The 19,551-nt window shown below is 56.8% G+C and carries 16 protein-coding genes; 5 read left to right on the top strand and 11 right to left on the bottom strand.

Annotated features, from left to right (window positions below):
* Positions 1-94: 94 nt before the first annotated feature.
* The 8 genes from G8770_RS10750 to G8770_RS10715 form a co-directional block, all read right to left on the bottom strand.
* The gene (locus G8770_RS10750) at positions 95-1,528 is read right to left on the bottom strand and encodes an aldehyde dehydrogenase family protein (protein WP_167186032.1); all 1,434 of its coding nucleotides are present in this window, start codon (positions 1,526-1,528) and stop codon (positions 95-97) included.
* 212 nt (positions 1,529-1,740) lie between these two features.
* Complete coding sequence (locus G8770_RS10745; protein WP_167186029.1) at positions 1,741-3,477, bottom strand: thiamine pyrophosphate-binding protein; 1,737 nt, start codon at positions 3,475-3,477, stop codon at positions 1,741-1,743.
* An 80-nt stretch (positions 3,478-3,557) separates the two neighbouring features.
* Positions 3,558-4,958, bottom strand: a complete 1,401-nt coding sequence (locus G8770_RS10740; protein ID WP_167186026.1) for an aromatic ring-hydroxylating oxygenase subunit alpha — start codon at positions 4,956-4,958, stop codon at positions 3,558-3,560.
* Positions 4,959-5,052: 94 nt separating this feature from the next.
* Positions 5,053-6,909 (bottom strand): flavin-containing monooxygenase, encoded by a 1,857-nt coding sequence (locus G8770_RS10735; RefSeq protein ID WP_167186023.1) that lies wholly within the window; start codon positions 6,907-6,909, stop codon positions 5,053-5,055.
* A gap of 674 nt (positions 6,910-7,583) precedes the next feature.
* Positions 7,584-8,384: an SDR family NAD(P)-dependent oxidoreductase gene (locus tag G8770_RS10730; protein WP_167186020.1), complete on the bottom strand. Its 801-nt coding sequence runs from the start codon at positions 8,382-8,384 to the stop codon at positions 7,584-7,586.
* A gap of 39 nt (positions 8,385-8,423) precedes the next feature.
* Complete coding sequence (locus G8770_RS10725; RefSeq protein WP_167186017.1) at positions 8,424-9,272, bottom strand: TauD/TfdA dioxygenase family protein; 849 nt, start codon at positions 9,270-9,272, stop codon at positions 8,424-8,426.
* A gap of 321 nt (positions 9,273-9,593) precedes the next feature.
* The gene (locus tag G8770_RS10720; protein ID WP_167186014.1) at positions 9,594-10,346 is read right to left on the bottom strand and encodes an IclR family transcriptional regulator; all 753 of its coding nucleotides are present in this window, start codon (positions 10,344-10,346) and stop codon (positions 9,594-9,596) included.
* Positions 10,347-10,410: 64 nt separating this feature from the next.
* Complete coding sequence (locus G8770_RS10715; RefSeq protein ID WP_167186011.1) at positions 10,411-11,151, bottom strand: IclR family transcriptional regulator; 741 nt, start codon at positions 11,149-11,151, stop codon at positions 10,411-10,413.
* Between the two features lie 204 nt (positions 11,152-11,355).
* Between G8770_RS10715 and G8770_RS10710 the strand changes: the two genes are divergently transcribed.
* Genes G8770_RS10710 through G8770_RS10695 form a run of 4 tightly spaced genes read left to right on the top strand, consistent with a single transcriptional unit; the run spans position 11,356 to position 15,609 of the window.
* Positions 11,356-11,922, top strand: coding sequence for a UGSC family (seleno)protein (locus G8770_RS10710; RefSeq protein ID WP_167186008.1), 567 nt, complete (start codon positions 11,356-11,358; stop codon positions 11,920-11,922).
* Positions 11,919-13,067 (top strand): hypothetical protein, encoded by a 1,149-nt coding sequence (locus G8770_RS10705; protein ID WP_208022189.1) that lies wholly within the window; start codon positions 11,919-11,921, stop codon positions 13,065-13,067. Before G8770_RS10710 ends, G8770_RS10705 begins: the two co-directional genes overlap by 4 nt.
* Before the next feature lie 12 nt (positions 13,068-13,079).
* Positions 13,080-14,789, top strand: coding sequence for a thiamine pyrophosphate-binding protein (locus G8770_RS10700; protein ID WP_167186005.1), 1,710 nt, complete (start codon positions 13,080-13,082; stop codon positions 14,787-14,789).
* 28 nt (positions 14,790-14,817) lie between these two features.
* Positions 14,818-15,609: an SDR family NAD(P)-dependent oxidoreductase gene (locus G8770_RS10695; RefSeq protein WP_167186002.1), complete on the top strand. Its 792-nt coding sequence runs from the start codon at positions 14,818-14,820 to the stop codon at positions 15,607-15,609.
* Between the two features lie 55 nt (positions 15,610-15,664).
* Here the strand turns inward: G8770_RS10695 and G8770_RS10690 are convergent, their stop codons facing one another.
* Positions 15,665-16,162 (bottom strand): nuclear transport factor 2 family protein, encoded by a 498-nt coding sequence (locus G8770_RS10690; protein WP_167185999.1) that lies wholly within the window; start codon positions 16,160-16,162, stop codon positions 15,665-15,667.
* A 267-nt stretch (positions 16,163-16,429) separates the two neighbouring features.
* On the opposite strand from G8770_RS10690, the gene G8770_RS10685 reads away from it, so the two are divergent.
* A complete protein-coding gene (locus tag G8770_RS10685; RefSeq protein ID WP_167185996.1) occupies positions 16,430-17,329 on the top strand; it encodes a LysR family transcriptional regulator in 900 nt (299 codons plus the stop codon).
* A 54-nt stretch (positions 17,330-17,383) separates the two neighbouring features.
* Here G8770_RS10685 and G8770_RS10680 read toward each other — a convergent pair whose 3' ends face one another.
* A complete protein-coding gene (locus tag G8770_RS10680) occupies positions 17,384-18,490 on the bottom strand; it encodes an NADH:flavin oxidoreductase/NADH oxidase (RefSeq protein WP_167185994.1) in 1,107 nt (368 codons plus the stop codon).
* Between the two features lie 207 nt (positions 18,491-18,697).
* The gene (locus tag G8770_RS10675) at positions 18,698-19,498 is read right to left on the bottom strand and encodes a CLCA_X family protein (RefSeq protein WP_167185991.1); all 801 of its coding nucleotides are present in this window, start codon (positions 19,496-19,498) and stop codon (positions 18,698-18,700) included.
* Between the last annotated feature and the right edge of the window lie 53 nt (positions 19,499-19,551).

Here is a 19,551-nt window from a genome sequence, read left to right as displayed (position 1 = left end):
ATGTCTGTTTTATGTTCTCGTTCACTGTCGACAGCAGTAAGTCTGCGAGGCACAACCTCGCTGCCCCCCACAGTGGCAGAGCAGCGATTATTGTTTACTGTGCCGCGTCTGGTGCGTAACCCAGAATCGCTTTCACTTCCAGGTATTCGTGAAAGCCATGTTCACCCCATTCGCGGCCGTTGCCACTCTTTTTATAGCCCCCAAACGGCGCATTAAAGTCAAAGCCACCGTTGATGGAGAGTGAACCGGCGCGCACCCGGCGGGCAATTGCGCGACACTGCTCCAGATCGTTACCGGCCACAAAGCCGGCCAGTCCGAATTCGGTGTCATTGGCGATGTCGACCGCGTGATCCACATCGTCGTAACCAATGATGACCAAAACCGGGCCAAAAATTTCTTCCTGCGCAATGACCATGTCATTACTGACTTTGGCAAATACGGTCGGCTTGACGAAAAAGCCTTTGGCGATACCTTCGGGGCGACCCGGGCCACCGGCGATCAGTTCAGCGCCTTCGTCAATGCCTTTGTGGATCAGCGTCTGGATGGACGAAAACTGCTTCTCTGACACCACCGGCCCCATAGCAAAATCACCGTTGGGGTCGCCCACCGTCACCTGAGTGATCGCTTCACGGGCCGCGTCAATAGCGTCGTCCATGCGCGAATTGGGCACCAGCATGCGCGAAGGCGAACTGCAGGTCTGACCCGAGTTGATCATCATGCTGATCACCCCCCCAGACACATTCGCGGCGAAGTTGTCGTCGTCGAGGATGATGTTCGGGCCTTTACCCCCCAACTCCTGACACACGCGCTTGACCCCTGGTGCGGCTTTTACGGCCACATCTACACCCGCCATCTCGGAACCGGTGATGGAAATCATATCCACTTCCGGGTGTGCGGCCATGGCGGCGCCGACCACTGAACCTTTCCCCTGCACCATGTTAAAGACCCCGGCAGGCACACCCGCCGCGTCAAAAATTTCAGCCAGCACCTGAGCCGAGTAATGGGATTCCTGCGAGGCCTTCAGCACCACGGTACAACCGGTGGCGATGGCTGGAAACACCTTGACGGTCACCTGATTGACCGGCCAGTTCCAGGGTGTCACCAGACCGCAAACCCCAATCGGTTCTTTCACAATCAGACTGGCACCGTGCAACTCTTCGAACTGAAAGTTTTTCAGGACTTCAATGGCAGTGGTCAGATGCCCCAAACCCAGGCCCACCTGGAAACCTTGGGCCAAGCCTTTGGGCGCGCCCATTTCTTCGGTGATCGCCGCCGCCAAATCTTCAGCGCGCTTGTTGTATTCTTCCAGAATCCGCTTCAGCAACGCCAGACGCTCTTCACGGCTGCTTTGTGACCAGGCCGGAAAGGCTTTGCGGGCGGCTTGCACCGCGCGATCGACATCGGCGGCCTCACCCAGTGCAATTTTCCCCGACACTTCTTCGGTCGCCGGGTTAATGGTATTCACGGTTTTCAGTTCAATGGGATCAACCCACTGGCCATCGATGTAAAACTGCAAAGATTCGCGCATGTCTCTGTCATCCTATTATTATGGTGCTGTTATACCGTTGTGTATTATGGTGCTGTTATACCGTTGTGGCCGAGCTTGTCAGCCACGATTCTTGTTAATACAGCGTCAAAAAACTTTAAACCGTCCAAGCTCGGTCGGTGTTTAGCTGAAACTTAGACGCTGTTTCATGTAGATTAGCCGACAACCACCTTAGTTTAACCAGTGTCTTCAATTTAATACGCGTCTTCCGCCTCAGCGCCGTAGCCGGCTTTAAAGTCCGTGTACCAGGACTTGAACTCTTCGTAGTTGGGCGCATCCATGGCGTTGGCGTAGGCATCCACCGGAACCTGAATCACAGCGGTCTTGCCACTGGCAATGGCTCGCTCTACCGCCGGGGCAATGTCGGCTTCATGTTCAACGTATTCACCATGGGCACCAAAGCCCTCGGCAATCTTGTCAAAACGCACCCATTTACCCCAGTGTGCTTCAGTTTCCGGGGAATCTGCCCCCACCTGTTTCTTCCAGCAACCCACCTCCAGACCCCAGGCATAATCGCAGGCCACGATGGTGACGATGGGCAACTTCTTGCGCACCGCCGTTTCCAGCTCGGAGATGGCAAACAGGAAAGAGGAGTCGCCGGTGACCAGCACCACCGGCCGCTCGCCCTTGGTGGCAATGGCCGCACCGATGGCATAAGGCAGACCGGTACCCAGGTGACCGGTGTTTTGGTTCCACACCAGATCTTCCGGCTTGTACTGAGAATAGGTCCAGCCGTAGATGGTGGTCGACCCCCCATCCGCCGCGTAGATCGCGTTTTCGGGAATCACCTTGGTCGCTTCGACAATCAGTCGGGCCGGGTGAACCGGGGACTGCCCACTGGGCACTGAAGCCAGCAGCTCTTCCTTCCACTCTTTCTGCAGGGTTTTCCAGCCCTGGAACTCCTCACTGCCGGTGCGCTGGAAATCGCCCAGGGCTGCCATCAACTGTGGCAGAACATCGCGCATATCACCCACCAGTGGAGCGTCGATCGGACGGTTGACACCCATGGCTGCCGTATCACGGTCCAGGTAAATCCACTTGCGATTGGCATCGCCTTTTTCCCAGTGGCGACCAATGCCCATATGCACCGGTTCACCCAGTTCGGTACCAATGGCGAGACACAGGTCAGACTCACTGGCAGCCGCGCGACCGGCCGGAGAAAAACCGTAAGCAAAGGTGCGCTCTTCCTGGCCTTTAATGGTCATGGCACAACCGGAGGTTTGCAGAATCGGGCAATCCAATTTTTCGGCCAAGGCCGCCACCGCCTGGTGAGAGCGGGAAGTGAACATGCCCTGCCCTACCAGCATGACCGGATTTTTGGCGGCTTTGATCAGTTCAACCGCTTTATTGATCATGGTGCCGCTGGCCGCCTGCTCGACCAATCGGTATTGCTCTGGCTCCATCAGGGGTGGCCAGTTATACGTTTCGTGAATCACACTCAACGGCAATTCAATATACACCGGTCCCGGCTTGCCGGTGGTCACCTGGCGAAGCGCCTCGCGGATGATTTCGTCCACTTGATCGGGCTCTTCAATGATGGCGGCGTATTTCACCAGCGGTTTGAAGTGGTCCAGTTGATTCATGTACTGGATACGACCTACGCGCGCGCGCTGGTTGGCGGTGCGGGAGCGGTTGCCGCCAAAGAAAATGGTGGGCGATCCCTCTTTCTTGGCCACGATCATGGCGGTGGCCAGATTGGAAATGCCCGGCCCTTGAGTGCCAAAACACACACCGGGTTTGCCGGTCATGCGCGACCAGCCATCGGCCATAAAGGCGCCATTCTGCTCATGGTGAGGCGCGATCACATTCCAGCCTCGCTGTTCGGTGATCATCGCCATGTGAATAAAGCCGGGATCGGGAATACCAAACAGGGTATTAATCCCTTCCTTTTCCAACAGGTCAATAATGCGTTCGTATACTGGGACTGACATAAATCGTTCTCCGGAATTTCTAACGGTCTGCGTCGCACCCCGGGGATTCCCCCCGGGAGCGATCAACAGACGTTAAATCGTTATTTTTTTTTGATGAGTTGCGGTGCACCGGTGCCCATGATATTGGACAGATGGCGATGGAAGTTGGTGATCTTCTGTTCCTGATGCGGGTTGGGCAAGGTGCCACGGAAACCGCGGGATTTCATGCCTCGCTGTACCCACTCCATGTTGTCAAAATCCTGCGCCAATACCGAACCCCACTTCTCGGCCGTCGGCTCAGCGTGCACCCACTCAGCGTTGGGCTCTTCGCCTTCCGGGAAACGTTCCAGCGCGTAGGACTCAAAGATACACTTGTCGGGGTCATCGCCATACGGGCGCACGCGATAGCAAAGAGCAAAGGTCACCCCCTGCAGAATGGTCTGGTTGGGGAACATGCTCCAGGCGAGCCCCGCTTCGGACATCACTTCCGGTGGAATTTCCGGCCAGATGACACCGCGTGCGGCGTCGTCAGCCTTCGCGCTTTTCATCAGGTGAGCAATGACTTCATTACCCGGCGTGCCCTCCGGCAATTCGTCCACCAGGCGCTTGGCCGCGTTCACCAGGGTCTCGGTGGAAGCCGCGTAGTTTACGGTTTCGTAGTTCTCGCGAATCAATTCGTAGGTCGAAATACGCGGGTCCTGATCCTTGCGACCGGTGCGGGTCACCGAGCTGCTTTGGCTGTTCTTGTTGGCCGCATCGCGCTCATCAAAGCCGCTGACTCCGTGGTAACCATAGGGTTTACTGTAGGCGTAAAACTCACCGTATTTGAGCAGTTGGGTGTGGGTACCGGCGACGTGATAGGGCTCCATAAACGCTTCAATGGCGGTCTTCCAGTTACAGGGATACACGGCCCATTGGCGCCATTTGTAGCGCATTTTTTCAAATTCAAAATGACTCAGGATACGACCGGCTTCCCCCAGAAAATCGCTCAGGGGCTCACAGTCGGGATCCATATTGATGTAAATCCAGCCCCCCCAGGTGTCCACTTTGACTTGCGACAGGCAGGTCAGCTCTTTCTCGTCCAGAACACCTTTCCAATCGTCTTTATCCAGAATGGAGGTATTTTCACCATCGCGGTTAAAAGTCCAGCCATGAAAACCACAGACGAAATTCTTTTTGCGTCCCTTCACACAGTTCACATCGTCCGGGGTGTTGACCAGTTGACGACCACGGTGCGGACAAACATTATAGAAGGCGCGCAGCGTATCTTCTGTGGAACGCATAATGATGAAGGACTCATCACCAATATTGTAGGTAATGAAGTCACCCTCGTTGGGGATGTCTTCAAGACGTGCCGCCATTTGCCAGACCTTGGGCCACAGCAATTCTTTTTCACGCTGGACGTATTCAGGCGAAATAAAGGCTTCAACGGGATAGGTTAACGGTTCGGCGAGATCCTCGTCAGTGAGCTCTCCATGATCCGTAACGGTTGGGATACGCATAACATTCTCCTGTCCTGAGCAATCGGGGGAGCGGCTCAAGCCACTACCCCGGCGCTTTACTCTCACATTTATCGTTATTTTTTTACTATCCGGTTTATTCCGTCACCAGCCCGTCAAGGTCACCCTGCTCACGCCAGTCAGCCAGCAGTTTCTCGAACGCGTCCCAACCGGGGCCATAGGCTTCACCCAGGAAGTTGCGGAATTTCAGATGGCCGTCCTCGTCTTTGACTTTATGGCCCTCGTTATTGTAATAGCTCGGCGGGCATTGCGCCTGGAACGCACTGATATCGACAGCGGTTTCACGCACATGCTGCACATAGGCTTCCTGTGCTTGCTCACTGGGCTCAACCGCAGACAAGCCACGCGCCAGAGCCTCTTTGATGATGTACGTTGAATGATAGGCCTGACGTCCATACTGCTCAGTGGTGGTGGCATTCAGACCGCCCTGATAGTAACCAATGAAAAACTGGTTGGGGAAGTTGGAGGTCATGGTGCCGTGTAGGGTTTTATAACCGTACTTCCAGTGGTCGTAAATGGAGATGCCGTTGCGACCTTCGTAAGTATCGATGCCCCAACGGCGATCCAGATCACTGGTCACCTCAAAGCCACTGGCAAAGATCATGCAATCGATGTCGTACTCTTCGCCGTTGGCAACGAAGCCATTTTCCGTCATACGCTCAACGCCCTGAGTCTCGGACACGTCGATCAATTTGACATTGGGGCGATTGAACGTGTCGTAATAATCATCGTTAGACAATGGACGCTTACACAGGAAACGGTACCAGACTTTCAACGCCTCGGACGTTTCCTGGTCTTCGATGAGGCTCTCCACACGGCGACGCATACGCTCCATCACCTGGTAATCCATGGTGTCGCGGCGGCTGTAGTATTCTTCGATGGAAATTTCTTGCTCACGACCTTCGGCGCGCACTTCGGCCATCAGGTTGCGGGTAATTTCGGTCCAGAAATCCCCCACCAGATCTTCTTCACCCGGCAGGAACCGGCCCTCCATCGCCGCGCGGTGGAAATTCGCCATACGCTCTTTCTGCCAGCCTGGTTGCAGCGAGGCAGCCCATTCCGGGTCGGTGGGGTTGTTGTTGCGCTGATCCACCGGGGACGGCGTGCGCTGCAGCACGTACACCTGTTTGGCGTACTTGCCCAAATACGGAATGGCCTGGATCGCGGTCGCACCGGTACCGATGATGGCGACCTTTTTATCCTTGAGTTTATCCAGCACCGGATTGCGATAGCTGCCGCCGGTGTAATCGTACTCCCAGCGCGAGGTGTGGAACATCTTGCCCTGAAAGTCATGAATACCCGGAATTTTCGGCAACTTGGGGATGTTCAGCAAACCGTTGGCCATGATCACAAAACGCGCGCGAATTTCATCGCCGCGGTTGGTGCTGATGCGCCAGCGCTTGATGTTGTCGTCCCAGCGCAGGCCGGTGATCAGTGTGTGGAACAGGGCCTTTTCCCCCAGCGAATACTTCTCGGCAATGACTTTAAAGTAATCGTAAATCTCATAGCCGTCAGAATACTTTTTGGACGGCATGAAGCCGGTTTCTTCCAGCAGCGGCAGGTAGCAATAAGCGTCGTTATCGCACTGGATGCCCGGGTAGCGATTCCAGTACCAGACACCGCCCCAGTCACCGCCGTGGTCAATATTGCGGAAGTTGGTGATGCCGGCATTTTTCAAATGGTACGCCGACAACAGACCGGACCAGCCGGTACCGAGAACGGCCACGTCCAGATCTTCTGAAATGGGGTCGCGCGAGACCACAGGAGTGTGCGGGTCGTGCAAATACTCCTCGGTGAACTCTTCCTTTATTTTGGCGTACTGCTTCTGACCATCGGGACGAATACGTTTATTGCGCTCCTGCTGGTATTTTTCCTGAATTGCCGGAATATCAATCTCTTCCGGGGAAGGTACATTGGTGGGCTCGCACGTCATATCCAACCTCTCTGATCCGATTCTGTTATTAGTGTACGCGGCTCAAATAGCCATCAGTGTTGTATAAATATAGAAGATGATATTAATGTAAAATCAACAGTGTTGTCTACTAACAAATAGACATGCCACCTGCACCTTTGCAAGCTGTTTCATTCAGTAACAAAGACGTCGCCGAAAAAAACAGTCATTCAGACTCAGTACACTTAAAAGGAAAATTACCCGCCAAAGCGAAGCCCACGTGTCTTCAGAAAGAAAAAAACAGAGGTTTAACAGACGGCACTGCGCCTGACTGGTCCAGAGAAAAGACGGGTTTGTCTCGAAAAGAGGGGCTGCAAAGCAGCCCCTCCACTCACCCGCATCCGCTTGTAACAAGCCCCACATCACCTGTGAGCAAACAGGCTGTGAGCTAATAGACTGTGAGTTAATAGACAAAGACTACACCGCCGACGAGCTGATATTCGCCATTCCTGGTCGGCGCCGACAATGACATAGGGCTGCAGACAGAGAGATTTCCAGTGTCGGCAGAAAGGTTCCCGGTGTCGAAGGGATGCGGCAGCTGCCAACTTGCAACTGCCATGTGAGAATGACTGTTCGGGAACAACGACCTGGGAACGACTACCCAGGAACGACGATCCTACAACAGGGCAGTCTCGAAAGTGGCGGCCAGCGGGGCATCACCCCATAAAGCGGCCACCGTTCACACTGAGGGTCTGCCCGGTGATGAATCCCGATGCCTCAGACGCCAGAAACGCCACCGCATTGGCAATGTCCTCCGGTTGTCCCAGGCGTTTTACCGGTATGGTTTTGTCAACATACCCCTGCAGCCCGTCGGGAAACCGGTCTTCTACAGATTTCAGGCCATCGGTATACACGGTGCTGGGCGGTACGTTGTTGACGGTAATGCCCAGTGGCGCCACTTCCTGTGCCAGAGCCTTGGTAAACGCGATGACCCCACCCTTGGTGGCCGCGTAATGGACCATACGCTTGGCACCCGTTTGGGCACTGGACGAAGAGATATTCACGATCCGCCCCCATTTGGCATTGATCATATCCTCAATCACCGCCTGGGTACAATAAAATGTGCCTTTGAGATTGATGTCGATCACACGATCCAGTTCCTCATCGGTGATGTCAACAAAGTCCTGCTCTGGCGAGACACCTGCGTTATTGACCAGGATGCCGATGGGCCCCAGCTCTGCGCGAGTGGTTTCGGTGGCCGCTTGAATGTCGGCACGACTGGAAACATCCACTTTGCACACCACCACCTTGCGCCCCAGGGCCTGGATGTCTTCCACCACCGAACCTGCCTCATCCACGTTCCAGTCCCAGATCGCAATGTCGGCACCATTTCGGGCCAAGAATTTACAGATGGCCGCGCCGATGCCTTTGCCGCCACCGGTGACCACCGCCACTTTATTTCTTCGCGTTTCAACCCCGTTGCTGGTATTCGCTACAGCGCCATTTGAGTCAGTCATGTGTGCTCCTTATTCTTGTGTTATCAGGTTTAATAAATGTTACGCCAACGCCTCGGAACCATTGATGGTGGTGCGGTGCATTAAGCGGCCAGAATCCAGGGTGTAGTGGTGCGCACGGTGCAACAAGCCGGGGTTGTTCCAGATCACCATGTCACCCTTTTGCCATTGATGGCGGTAGCAGAACTGAGGCTGAGTGCACCAGTCGAGCAGCTCTTGCAACAACGCCCGGCCCGCATCCAAGTCCATGCCGACGATATGATCCGCCGTTGAGCCCACCACCAGCGCACAGCGGCCATCAGCTTGCTGCCACACCAGCGGCTGCTCGGTCGCCGGGCCATCCCTCATCCAGCGTTCCAAATCCACAATGGAGGGGTTTTTGAAGGAGCGCAGATTGGCCGCTGCCGCGCCGTGCACCACACGCAAACCTTGCAGTTGGGCTTTCTTTTCGTCGGGGAGTTGTTCGTAGGCGGCAAACAGATTGGCAAATTCGGTATCCCCACCGCTGCTGGCCGGCACTTCACATTTGAGGTTGGTCGCCTTGGGCGGTACGGCGTAGGTGGTGCCGTCCATGTGCCAATGCTCGTTGGAAACGATGTAATCAATGTACTTGGCGCGACCGGGGTCCAGCGTCACCGGATAAATGCCCAGGGAGTCGCCTGAATCATCTCCATTGGTATAGATTTTCGACGCTTTCATTTGCCCCAGTCGATTACTGAACTCGACCTGCAACTGATCGCTGACACCGATTGCCGGAAACACCAGCACCCCGTGTGTGTTCAGCAGCGCCAGACATTGCTCCGGCACTCCCTCAACCAGCAGCTGATCGGCACTGACATAGACGCGCGCACCCAATTGCGGTGAAATCGGTTCGACAGATACGTTTACCATACTTTCCTCCATCTCTCTTCTAAAAAAACAGTAACCCTGAGAATGCAAGCTCACGCCGAAAACCATGAACGATACGACAGGTGTTTTGACAGGAGTGAAACGCAGCTGTTTATGCTTGAAGTTCGCTGTCGTGTGCCTGTACTGTCCAGCCCGAGACTTGCCGTTTTAATTATTTTTACTGTTCGTATATGCGAATATTAATATGCATATGAAGACGATGAAAGATTGTACGCAGCTTCCGCCTTATTAATCAACTCTTAATGATCAACTGTGTTGAGCTAAATATCTCAACACGTGGTCCACCCGGATGCTCCTGTCAATTTATTGGCGCTGCATGACTTCCGCACTTTCTTTCAACGCGCGCATGTAAACCGGTAATTTTTTCTGCACTCGGGTGATGGGTCCTGCCAAGCCAAAAGCCAGCAGATGCCCCTGTATTTTGACCGGCATGGCCATGCCCATCACATCCGGCAAAGATTCTCCCACGGACGTAAAGACCCCCTGCTCACCGCACGCCAATAAATTTTCTTTCAGCTGCTTTTTGCCGGTAATGCTACTGTCACTCAAGCGTTTCAGTTTGAGCTTTGCAATGCACTGATTGCGCTCGATTTCTTCCATGCCGGCCAACAACGCCTTGCCAATGGAACTGACGTGTAGATCATTTAGATCTCCCGCCTGGGCGGTAAACCGCATGGCGTGATTGCCATCAAACACATCGGTATAAACCGCCTGCTGCCCCTGCATCCGCCCGATAAACACCGTTTCCCCCGTCAGATCCCGCAACCGTTTTAATTCGTGTTCAATTTTTTCCTTGATCGGATTGAAGGTATTGATCTGCTCCCCGACATGCAGCAAGCGCCGTGACGGGTAGTAACTTTTGCCACCGTCAATCACCAAAATGTAACCCAGCTGCACCAGCGTCTGAATCAACTCATGACAACTGCTTTTGGGCGCAGCCAACGCCTGAGCGATGTCAGCCAGCGCCAGGGGTTTTTTCAGGTCCGCAAACAGGGCGAACAATTCCATGGTTCTGATCGCAGATTTGACCAACTTGGGCGATCCGGAGTTTTTCATCTTCACTTTCTCAACGTAATTTATTTCAGGTTAATGGTGACAATGGCGCCAGCATGACGTCGGCTCAAGATTCGTTATCGTGTAAAAACTGGTCCACCGACGTCTGCAACAGTTCACCCAGTGATGCCATGTTTTTTTCCAGCCTCGAAGCCGGGCCACCTAAGGCAATGGCGTAACGCTGACCCTGAAAGGGAAACGCCACCGCCACCCCCGCCACCCCCGGCGCGTAGATCCCCGGGTTCACAAACCAGCCCTGGGACAGGCCTTGCTGAATGTTGTCCTCCACCGCCTCGGGCGTCATAAAGTCATCGCGCTCATAGGGCTGATATTGAATGCGCCTGAGCGTTGCTGCCCGTTCCGCCGGCGCGTACTGTGACAGAATCGCACGCCCTGCCGCAGTCACATGAATGGGCAGGCGCTGCCCGATGTTGGCAATAAAACGAATGTCGGCCAGCGACTCCACCACATCCAGAAACACAATGCTGGTGCCCTCCGGTGCGGCCAGAAACAGGGTCTCTCCGGTCTTGCTGGCCAACTCCTCCAGCAATTGGTGCAGCGACTCCGGCAGCGGTTGGGCTTCCGACAACTGCCGTGCCAGCTCCATCCATTTCGTGGTGGGGTAATAACCCCCGCGCGCCACTGGCTGATACAAATACCCCAGATCCACCAGGGTGGATACCGTGTTAAACACACTGGAGCGAGGCCAGCCGAATTCCGCCACCATGTCTTTCACCGCGAGAGGCCTTTGCGCGCGCACAAAAAACTCCATAAGACTGAAAAGGTTGGTGATCTGCTTGACGTTCATCTAAGGCAACCCCATAATAATCCAAATATTTGAACTTAATAGTCCAATATTTTGGACTATAGATCAAACATTTTCTGAACCCAAGGCGAAAAACAATCACAGCGACTGACGAAACCCGCTGACGATGCCATCACCATTGAATCACGGCGTCATCGTTAATTGCTCACTAATAACACACTACAACCGCTTTAAGGGAGAACCGCTATGGCTCTTGGCAATGTGCTCGACCCCACAGCAATTCGCGCAGACGACATTACTTCACCCGGCCCCGACGCCGGCCCACTGACCGGCAAAACCATCGGCTTCCGGCTGGATGAAATCTGGCGCGCCTGGGACTGGATCGCTGAAATCTGGGCCGCGGAATTTGAAAAAGCCGGTGCCACTGTCAAATTCTGGCGCTCCCACCAGGGACGCACCGGCGCCGAAGGCGAAAAGGTCGCCAAAGCCCTGGATGAATTTCTCGACTCAATCGACATTGCCGTCGTCGGTCTGGGCAACTGCGGCTCCTGCACCGGCTGGACCATTCGCGACGCGTTATCGGCTGCCAATAAAGGTCTGCCCACCACCGCCATCTGCACCGAAGTGTTTAAAGAGCTGGGCCATCAACTGGCCGCCCGCGGTGGCCGCTCCGGCTTGCGCATTCATATTCTGCCCTACCCGCTGAACGAAAAACGGCGCGCAGAAGTTGAGCCGGTGGCGTTTGAACACCTGCAGTCCGTGCAACACACCATGGGGGTCGATACCCACCCACGTAAGGAGGCCTTGGCATGAGCCGCACTATCAACATCACATCCAGCAACACCCCTTCACCTGCCCAGCAAGTCAACCTGCGCGACTGTGGCCCCGAAGGCTGCGAGCTGGACTGGCTGTCGAGCCAAAGACATGAAACGGAAATCGACGATGTGATGGCGTTTACCCGCTACGCCATGCAACAGGGCTGGGGTGATGGCCTGCCGTTGATTCCGCCGACGGAAGGTCGGGTGCGCGCGTTTCTGGCTCAAAGCAACCGCTACCCGGATGAAGTGATCTGCAAACTGCCGCCCACCGACGCCGATTGCACCGTGGAAAAAATCGCCATCAACGCGGTCATGGCCGGTGCCCCGGCGGCCACCCTGCCGCTCATCATTGCCGCGCTGGAAGGTCTGGCCGATCCCAATTTCGAGCTGTTCGGCCTCAACGCCACCACCGCTCCGGTGGTGCCGCTAACTCTGGTCAACGGACCGATTCGCAACCAGCTGGACATTCCCTACCAGCACGGCTGCCTGGGTGGCATGCCGTCCCTGTCCATCGCCGCCGGACGGGCCATTCGTCTGCTGATCAAAAATGTCGCCGGCCAGCAGGTGCAAGTCACCTGCCAGACCACCTTCGGCTCGCCCGGTCGACTCCCCGGCATTCTGTTCGGTGAGTGGGAAGAGCGCTCGCCCTGGGCCCCGTTTGCCGAGCGACGCGGCGTCAGCGGTAATGCGGTGTCGGTTTACGGCACCATGGGCACCCAGAACATCATTGATACCACGTCACAAACCGGGCCGGAATTTTTGGAGATGACGGGCAAATCACTGGCCTACCCCGGCGCCAACGGTTTCTCCCCGGCCATGCCATTCGCCGAAATGATGGTGGCCATCAACCCGGTGTGGGCCGAGATCATCCACCGCGACATTCCCCATCTCGAAGACGTGCAGGAACTGATCTGGCAGCACGCCAGCATCGCCGCCGATCACCTGACGACAAAACACCGCGAGCAGCTGGAAGCGCAGCATCGCGTCATCAACGGCCGCGTCTATGTGGCGGTTGAGCCCAAGGACGTGCTGGTCATTTGCTGTGGCGGCACCGGCGGCTTGCACGCCACCGGCTTCCACAGTTTTGGCAGCTGCCTGACCCAGACCCGGGCCATTTTGCCCGGCCCCGACCAGTCGTAAGCGGAGCTGCCCATGTCTGTCCATGTTTATGAGCGCGTTCTGCAGTTGCTGGAAGCCGAGGGGATTAAGACACTCTTCGGCATCCCCGACCCCAGCTTTTTCAATATGTTCATCCGCGCCGAACAGCGCGGCTGGCAGGTGATTGCCCCGCACCACGAAGAGGCCGGCGCCTTTATGGCCGAAGGCCTGTGGCGCATGACCGGCACCCCCGGTGTGGTGGTGGGCAACCAGGGGCCGGGGGTGGCCAACCTGGTGCCCGCCGCCATCAACGCCGCCAAGGAAAACGCGCCGGTGATTTTTATTGGCGGCCAGCGCGCACAGATCGCCGCGCAACGAGTGCGCCGCGGCCGCATACAGTACACCCATCAGTACCGCTATTTTGAAGAGGCGGTGAAATACGTGGGTGTGATTCAGTACCCGGAACAGACCGACGAAATCATCCGCGAGGCGTTTCGGCAGGCGCTGTCGGGCACCCCGGGGCCGGTCTACATCGAAATTCCCATGAACGCCATGCAGGCGGAGCTGGGCGAGTTGCCGCCCCCCGCCGCGCCGGAGCAATACCGGCTGGTACATCAACCGGCCAATCAACAGGCCATCGACGCAGCCGCCGAACTCATTCGCCGGGCGCAGATGCCGCTGCTGCTGATCGGTCAGGGCGCTTTTACCGCTCGCGCTCACGACGCCCTGGCGGTACTGGCGCACAACCTGCAGAGCCCGGTGATTCACACCTATCCGGTCAGCTCGTTTCTGGCCGGTGTCGAAGACCGCACCTTTCCCTGTGGTTTTTCTCCGGCGGGGGTCGAAGCCATCGTCAACTCGGATCTGGTGATTGCCATCGGCACCGAAATTGGCGAGCCGGTACACCATGGTGTCGCTGGCCACTGGGCCAAAGGCAACACCGGGCGCCAATGGATCCATGTGGAAAGCGATCCCCTGAGCATCGGGGTCAACCGTCATATTGACGTGCCGCTCGTGGGTGATCTGCGCGATATCGTGCCGCAGCTGAACGCCGCCCTCAAGGACACACCTCGCCAACGCGCCAACGCCGTGGACCGCTGGATCGAAATGCACGCCGAGTTTAAAACTGCCCAACGCCTGGCGGCTCCCAGCGGCCAGGATCTGATTCACCCGGCCCGCCTGATGGTGGAAGCCACCGGCGCCATTCCCAAAGATGCGGTGTTTGTCCGCGATGGTGGCGCCACCAGCATCTACACCTGGACCTATTCGCAGGTCTCGCCCAAAGATTCCATCTGGAATCAAAATTTTGGTCATCTGGGCACGGGCCTGCCCTACGCCATAGGCGCGCAACTGGCGGTGGGCAATGACCGGCGGGTGGTGCTGATCAGCGGCGACTCGGCGTTTCTGTTTCACACCTCCGAACTGGAAACCGCGGTGCGCAAAAACCTGCCGGTGATTTGCATCGTCGCCAGCGACTACGCCTGGGGCGTCGAAGTGCGCGGCTACCGCGGCATGGTGGGAGAAAACTCACCGGAAACCGAAGCCCACTGGGGCAAACAGGTGCGCCTGGATAAGGTCGCCGAAGGCTACGGCGCCCACGGCGAGTTTGTCGAGCGCGAAGAAGACATTGCGCCGGCGATTGCGCGCGCCCTGGCCAGCGGCAAACCGGCGGTGATTCAAATTCCGATTGATCCGGTGGCCAACGCACGCGATGTGCCCGGGCACGAAGAGTACTCCACCTGGTACAACGATTTTTTCTATTGAGACAGATTTTTTTATTGAGACAGACACCATGAAACTGAACAACAAAATCGCCGTTGTCACCGGCGGCGGTCGCGGCATCGGTCGCGCCATTTGCATTAAACTGGCCGAAGAAGGCGCCGACGTCATCGTCGCCTCCACCTCGGCAGAGCCCGCCGCCGAGGTCGTCACCGAAATCGAAGCACGCGGTCGCAAAGGTGTGTTCATACAAACGGATGTGAGCCACTACGACAGCGTCAAAAACACCTTCGCGCAGGTGCTGGACACCTTTGGCCGGGTGGACATTCTGGTCAACAACGCCGGCGGCAGTGCCCGCGGCAAGATGACCCGTTTCTGCGAATCGGAAGAAGAGACCTGGGACCATGTGCTCAACACCAACCTCAAGGGGGTGCTCTACAGCTGTCGGCAAGTGATCAATCACATGCTCGAACGCGGCAGTGGCAGTATCGTCAACATTGCCTCGGTGGCGGGCATGATTGGCACCGCCGGCCAGGCCGACTACTCCGCCAGCAAGGGCGCGGTGATTGCGTTCAGTCAGGCGCTGGCGAAGGAATGTTCGAGTCAGGGAGTGCGCATCAACTGCGTTTCGCCCGGCCCCACCAGCAGCGACGCCGGACGCAGCATTCCGCCGCAAATGCGCAAGAACCTGGCCATGGAAGCGCTGTTTAAATCCACCGGCTTTGGCCGTTTTGGCGAGCCGGATGACATCGCCAACATGACCGCCTTTCTCGCCTCCGACGAAGCCAAGTTCATTACCGGTCAGAACTACGCGGTCTGCGGGTTAATGAATCTGGGCATCACCGACAGCATGCACGGCGGTTAAGCCAGGTTGGTTAGAACACGCTCAACCAGGCACTGACCACGGTTGAGCGCTGGGCTCAATCCTGTTTTAACCGGGTTTGGGTCACTTCATCCCACTCCGGCATGCCCGGGAAGGGACCGTAGTCCGGCCCGTTCACCAGCTCTGCGGAAAAATCGATTGGCCCCCGATACCCCAGCGAAAAGTGCCGCCAGCGGAACACCCAGCGGCCGTTTTCTTTGACGAAACGATCGTAGTAAACCCCCTGCGCCATGGACGAACTGCCGTCCGGCATTTTGGTGATTTCGGTGCAGTTGATGCGGGCTATGGCTTCCTCGCCGTTCACCTCAAGCACCGGAAACCCCAGAATCATCTGCACCTGGGCGGTATAACCCAGCAGCTTGCCAAAAGTTGCGCGGATCTCCGACCGCCCCTTCATGTGCATGGCCGCCAGTTTCCACTCGCCGTTTTCAGCGAACAGATCCCCATAGGCCTCGCCATCCTTGCGCCACACGGCATCGATAAAACGGGCGTACAATTGGCGGATTTCGTAATCCGCGACCAGCAACTCTGACATACTCTGCTCCTTTTCTTTTCATCATTATTGCCTCAATTCTACTGGGGACAATTTGCCGATAGCAAGGAGACAGGTCACTCATACCCAGGGGAGGACAGTGTCATCACCCCCAGGCACAAGTAGTGACACACTACCTCTGCTAAACAACAGCTGTGCTGGACCGGCGGCAAGGTGGATCTGAATCAAGGTATGAGGCGCGGCCGTGCGCTTGTGATCACACAGTGTGGGCGATAAGATTCAACCTTACATTCGCGGGCCCTCATCAACATGGCTAATCTCAGATCGCTCGATTTAAACCTGCTGAAAGCCTTCGATGCCCTGATGGAGGAGCGCAGCGTCACCCGGGCGGCGGAACGGCTCGCCTTAACGCAACCCGCCGTCAGCGGCATGCTCGCTCGCCTGAGAGAGAATTTCGACGATCCGCTGTTTATCCGCTCCCGCCATGGCATTGTGCCGACGGTTCGGGCCGAGCACATGGCGGTGCAGGTCAAGCGGGTACTGGATGACATTCACGCGCTGTTACAGCCACCCCAGTTCGATCCGGCCCAAGCTGAACTGCAGATTTCTATTGCCGCCACAGATTATATTCAAGCCACGGTGGTGGTGCCTTTTTTGAGACAGCTGCGGGCTCTGGCACCGGGGATTCGCGTGGCGCTCTTGCCCCTGAAAGACGATCAGGTACAGAGCCAACTGGAGCAGGGACAGCTGGACATGGCGTTCATGTCCATCGACTCCGCACCGGCCGACCTGCACAGCCACGAACTGGGCGCTGAAGATTACGTCTGCGCCATGCGTGAGGGCCACCCGATGGCGACTCAGCGTTCACTCAGCCTGGATCAGTTCTGCGCCCTGGACCACGCCTTTGGCTCCTACGAAGGCGGTAATTTCCGCGGCCCCACCGACGATGCCCTGGCCCGCATCGGCCGTGAGCGACGGGTGGTGCTGTCGGTACCCAATTTTTTACTGCTGCCGGATATTCTGCGCGCAACCGATGTGATCGCCGTGGTGCCGCGACGCCTGGTCGCCGTGGCTCAGGGTCTGGCGCTGACCGAGCCGCCGTTACACATTGCAGGCTTTACCAAGGTCTTGAGCTGGCACCCACGCAGCCAGCACGATCCTGGCCACCGCTGGCTGCGCGAGCTGATTATCAACAGCTGTCTTGATTAAGTCGTACGCAGTTGATTAAGTCGTACGGAAGTTGATTAAGCCGTGCCAGATTGATTAAGCCGTGCGCGTCGGCCGATAACGTTCCAGCCAATGGGCATAGGGAGCCGGCAACACCCAGTCCGGTTTGTCGATCTGCAATTGCTTGGCCGCCTCATACACCCAGTGTGGGTTGGCAAGATGGGCGCGCCCCACCATCACAAGATCCAACTGGCCCTCTTGCACCGTACGCTCCGCCATGTGCGGCTCATCCACACCCCACGCCGTGGCGACCGGAATGTTGGCTTCACGACGCACTCGCTCGGCCACCGGGGCGAGAAACGCCGGCGCCCACGGAATCTGTGCGTCCGGGGTGTTGAAGCCCATGCTGACACTGATGAAATCGGTGCCGTTATCGCGGAAGGCTTTCACCAGTTCAATGGATTCCGACAGCGTCTCTTCATCGCGACCGTCGTATTCGATCACCCCGAAACGAATGGTCAGTGGCAGGTTTTCCGGCCAGACCTCGCGCACCGCCGCCAGCGTTTCCAGCAGGAAACGGCTGCGGCCGGCGACATCACCCCCATACTCATCGCTACGCTGATTGGCGTGGGTCGAGAAGAAACTTTGGGCCAGATAACCGTGCGCAAAGTGCAGCTCCAGCCACTCGAATCCGGCATCGCGGGCACGTCGGGCAGCGTCCACAAAATCACTCGTGACCCGCGCAATGTCTTCCCGGGTCATGGCCTCAGGAACCCGCGACAAGCCCTCGCCAAACGCCACGGCAGAAGGCGCTATAGGCGTCCAGACGCGAGGGTCCGAAGCTGGTATATGGTCATCGCCCTCCCACGGGTTGTTCGCGCTGGCCTTGCGCCCCGCATGGGCTATTTGAATGCCGGGCACCGCCCCGGCGTGTTTTATCGCCGAGGCAATTTGGGCCAACCCCTCAACGTGGGCCTCATCCCACAGTCCCAAACAATCGGGGCTGATACGGCCCTCAGGCGATACCCCCGTGGCCTCCACAATCACCAGCCCGGCACCACCTCGGGCCAAAGTAGTGTAATGTGCCAAATGCCAGTCGTTCGTGAAGCCGTCCCGGGCGCTGTACTGGCACATGGGCGGCACCGCGATGCGATTGCGCAAGGTGACGTCTTTCAGGGTAAAGGGCGTAAATAGTGCGCTCATGGAAAAATCTCGTTCGGATACATCGTGAAAGTCGGCTGCTCTTGGTTGTGTTTCCCATTGGTGGAAAGCGTAGAACCGTTGTTGGGGTGCATAGTGACGGCAACCTACATATAAAACCAATCGTCATTTTTGATGAGATACATAAGCCAGACTAATATCATAAGCGCTGTGCATGAACGATCAGCGAGGCGGACCTGTTAGTAAGCCTTAACTGTTAGTCCCGGTATTGGCCAGCGCGCGACCCAATGCAAAAAAATAATCCCCAAACGCCGCATTTATGCGCTCGCGCTGCGCACCCATCGGATAGAGTCCGCGGCGTGCTTCTGCCGTGGCTTTGGTTCCCGCCACCAGAAAATTATTGCTGATGCTGGCGTCCTGCACAAAGGCTTCAAAGGCGCGGGCACAGAGCTCAACCGGCTGGCTGAAATAGTCACTCCTCTGCTCCTTATCCACTTGAACCGAGATGCGCACCAGCTCACTGGGACCCTCCCCGTTCTCGTCGAGCATAATGGCGCGAAAACAGGCAAAGAGACAATCGTTGATGGGGTGTGGTATCGGCGTTGCCTCTTGCATCCAGGCTTCCGAGGCGTACATGTCCCGGCCGGCATCGCTAAACACCTTCTCGGCCAGGTAGTGATCCAGGGCGTGAAACCATTCGTGCGCAATCGAACCGGGGCCGGCGTTTTTGGCCAGGGAAAAACTTCTTGCCGAGGGGTCATAAAATGCGGAGATACCCGGACGGCCGCCAATGCCGTATTGAAACGACAAGGCGCCGCGCATGGAGATGAGGGTTTCTGGCCCCTGCAGGATGGCCATCAGGTCCACCAGGGCATCGTAAAAAAGACCCGCCGCACGATCGCGCTCATCCGCTTTAACCCAGCGACCGATGCTGATAGAACGAAACCCAAAGCGTTTTCGCACATCCACAAAGGTCACCGACGCGGAGCGCGATGCGCTGGATTGTAGGTGATTTAAACCTCGGCGGTAAAACTGGCGGGGCGGGTGCATAGTGGGTTCAGGTGATTCATGGCAGCGGACAAGAGCTGTATATTAATACAGCC

This window comes from Pseudomaricurvus hydrocarbonicus, assembly GCF_011602365.1.
Classification (GTDB): domain Bacteria; phylum Pseudomonadota; class Gammaproteobacteria; order Pseudomonadales; family Cellvibrionaceae; genus Pseudomaricurvus; species Pseudomaricurvus hydrocarbonicus.
This window is presented reverse-complemented; position numbering and strand designations above follow the sequence as displayed.

Bases quoted from the DNA above. Each gene is read 5' to 3' on its own strand.
- G8770_RS10750 (WP_167186032.1), bottom strand. From the start codon at position 1,528: ATGCGCGAATCTTTGCAGTTTTACATCGATGGCCAGTGGGTTGATCCC.
- G8770_RS10745 (WP_167186029.1), bottom strand. From the start codon at position 3,477: ATGTCAGTCCCAGTATACGAACGCATTATTGACCTGTTGGAAAAGGAA.
- G8770_RS10740 (WP_167186026.1), bottom strand. From the start codon at position 4,958: ATGCGTATCCCAACCGTTACGGATCATGGAGAGCTCACTGACGAGGAT.
- G8770_RS10735 (WP_167186023.1), bottom strand. From the start codon at position 6,909: ATGACGTGCGAGCCCACCAATGTACCTTCCCCGGAAGAGATTGATATT.
- G8770_RS10730 (WP_167186020.1), bottom strand. From the start codon at position 8,384: ATGACTGACTCAAATGGCGCTGTAGCGAATACCAGCAACGGGGTTGAA.
- G8770_RS10725 (WP_167186017.1), bottom strand. From the start codon at position 9,272: ATGGTAAACGTATCTGTCGAACCGATTTCACCGCAATTGGGTGCGCGC.
- G8770_RS10720 (WP_167186014.1), bottom strand. From the start codon at position 10,346: ATGAAAAACTCCGGATCGCCCAAGTTGGTCAAATCTGCGATCAGAACC.
- G8770_RS10715 (WP_167186011.1), bottom strand. From the start codon at position 11,151: ATGAACGTCAAGCAGATCACCAACCTTTTCAGTCTTATGGAGTTTTTT.
- G8770_RS10710 (WP_167186008.1), top strand. From the start codon at position 11,356: ATGGCTCTTGGCAATGTGCTCGACCCCACAGCAATTCGCGCAGACGAC.
- G8770_RS10705 (WP_208022189.1), top strand. From the start codon at position 11,919: ATGAGCCGCACTATCAACATCACATCCAGCAACACCCCTTCACCTGCC.
- G8770_RS10700 (WP_167186005.1), top strand. From the start codon at position 13,080: ATGTCTGTCCATGTTTATGAGCGCGTTCTGCAGTTGCTGGAAGCCGAG.
- G8770_RS10695 (WP_167186002.1), top strand. From the start codon at position 14,818: ATGAAACTGAACAACAAAATCGCCGTTGTCACCGGCGGCGGTCGCGGC.
- G8770_RS10690 (WP_167185999.1), bottom strand. From the start codon at position 16,162: ATGTCAGAGTTGCTGGTCGCGGATTACGAAATCCGCCAATTGTACGCC.
- G8770_RS10685 (WP_167185996.1), top strand. From the start codon at position 16,430: ATGGCTAATCTCAGATCGCTCGATTTAAACCTGCTGAAAGCCTTCGAT.
- G8770_RS10680 (WP_167185994.1), bottom strand. From the start codon at position 18,490: ATGAGCGCACTATTTACGCCCTTTACCCTGAAAGACGTCACCTTGCGC.
- G8770_RS10675 (WP_167185991.1), bottom strand. From the start codon at position 19,498: ATGCACCCGCCCCGCCAGTTTTACCGCCGAGGTTTAAATCACCTACAA.